Below are 1,995 nucleotides of genomic sequence, written 5' to 3'. Positions count from 1 at the left end.
CGCCGCCCTGCTTGGCGCCCGGGGCCTGGACGGGGCCGGTGGTGGTGTCGGCGAGCATGAAGGCGACCGCCCCGGGCTTGGTCCGCAGGGCGTCGGCGGCCCTGGCGGCGGAGGGCTGGTCGGGGAAGCGCAGCAGGGTGACGCTGCTGAGCACCGGGTGGTCCTGGCCGCTGAAGCTGACGGTCAGGTAGCCCTGGCAGCCGGTGTCCTTCAGCGGGTCCTGGCCGCGGTCCTGGAGCACCTCGACGCAGTTCTCGCCCTGCCGGACGCCGTTGCGCCGCGCCTTGAAGGCGCCGACCTCGACCGGCCGCTGGGCGGGGAAGAGGTTGTCGACGTTGAGGGCCTCGGGGTCGGTGCGCGGCGGCGGGGCGCCCACCACGCGCGGTGTCGCGGACGAGTCCTTGGTGGACGGGCCGAGCCCGGGTATGTAGTCGCCGGGCATCGGGCGGGTGATGAGCCATCCGCCGGCCGCGACCACTCCGACGACGACGATCCAGCCAGCCGCTCGACGGCCCGTCAGCCGGCGGCCCCGCCTGAGGTCCGTCCCCCCGTCGGTATCGGCGCCCCCGCCGGTCCGCTGCCCTGCCCGGTCGTCCCGGCCTTCTCCCGGAGTCGGGGTGTGCTCCCCCTGCGTGGTCATGGCGCAGAGTCTAAGCACCCCCGGCGTGGCGTGGATCACGGGGTCGGGGGTTGTGGATCATCGTCCGCCGGAGCCCGCCACCGGCCCGCCGCCGGTCGGCCGCCGACCGTCCGGCACCCCGCTCGCCATCCCGATCGCTACCGGCCGGTAACCGGAGGTCCGGCCCCGCGTCAAGCTCGTGACCAGCGGCGGAGCCGTGACCTTCGACACTGTGGCAATCGGCACATCCTCACACCGATCTTCTGGCGGGTTTGCTCTGGCGCCGCTCGATCGCCACCAGGCAGGATCGCCCCATGGATCTGCTCGATACCCTCACCGCCAAGGGCCTGCGCGGCGAAGTCCCGACCCGCGAGGAGGCCCTGGCCGTCCTCGCCACCACCGACGACGAGCTGCTCGACGTGGTCGCCGCCGCCGGCAAGGTGCGCCGCCGCTGGTTCGGCCGCCGGGTCAAGCTCAACTACCTGGTGAACCTGAAGAGCGGGCTCTGCCCGGAGGACTGCTCGTACTGCTCGCAGCGGCTCGGGTCCAAGGCCGAGATCCTCAAGTACACCTGGCTCAAGCCGGACCAGGCCGCCGACGCCGCCCGCGCCGGGGTGGCCGGCGGCGCCAAGCGGGTCTGCCTGGTCGCCAGCGGCCGCGGCCCGACGGACCGCGACATCGACCGGGTCACCGACACCATGGCCGCCATCAAGGACGCCGACCCAGAGGTCGAGATCTGCGTCTGCCTCGGCCTGCTCTCCGACAACCAGGCGGAGCGGCTCAAGGCGGCCGGCGCCGACGCCTACAACCACAACCTCAACACCTCCGAGGGCACCTACGGGACCATCACCAAGACCCACACCTACGCGGACCGGGTCGACACGGTGCAGAAGGCGCACGGCGCCGGGCTGTCCGCCTGCTCCGGCCTGATCGCCGGCATGGGCGAGAGCGACGAGGACCTGGTCGACGTCGTCTTCGCGCTGCGCGAGCTGGGCTCGGACTCCGTCCCCGTCAACTTCCTGATCCCGTTCGAGGGCACCCCGCTCGCCAAGGAGTGGAACCTCACCCCGCAGCGCTGCCTGCGCATCCTGGCGATGGTCCGCTTCGTCAACCCCGACACCGAGGTACGGATCGCGGGCGGCCGCGAGGTGCACCTGCGCTCGATGCAGCCGCTCGGCCTGCACATCGCCAACTCCATCTTCCTCGGCGACTACCTGACCAGCGAGGGCCAGGCCGGGCAGACCGACCTCGACATGATCAAGGACGCCGGCTTCGAGGTCGAGGGCGCCGGCGAGGCCACCCTGCCGCGCCACCGCGCGGACGTCGCCGAGGCCGCCCAGGCCGGCCACGCCTCCGGCGGCTGCGGCAGCGCGGCC

Annotated in this window: 2 protein-coding genes and 1 pseudogene; 1 reads left to right on the top strand and 2 read right to left on the bottom strand. The window is 73.1% G+C overall.

From position 1 onward, the window contains the following. On the bottom strand, nt 1–640 hold a 640-nt coding region (locus AE652_RS29150; RefSeq protein WP_369808339.1), incomplete at its 3' end, for a hypothetical protein. 10 nt (nt 641–650) lie between these two features. Further along, nucleotides 651–854, bottom strand: a pseudogene (locus AE652_RS49550) (hypothetical protein); the annotation flags it as partial. 79 nt (nt 855–933) lie between these two features. Here AE652_RS49550 and bioB point away from each other — a divergent pair. Then, nucleotides 934–1,995: biotin synthase BioB (gene bioB / locus AE652_RS29145; RefSeq protein ID WP_049656860.1), on the top strand; the 1,062-nt coding region annotated here is incomplete at its 3' end.

It is taken from the genome of Kitasatospora sp. MY 5-36 (assembly GCF_001182915.1).
GTDB lineage: Bacteria > Actinomycetota > Actinomycetes > Streptomycetales > Streptomycetaceae > Kitasatospora.
The sequence above is the reverse complement of the archived record's forward strand: the minus strand, read 5'-3'. Positions and strand labels throughout refer to the sequence as shown.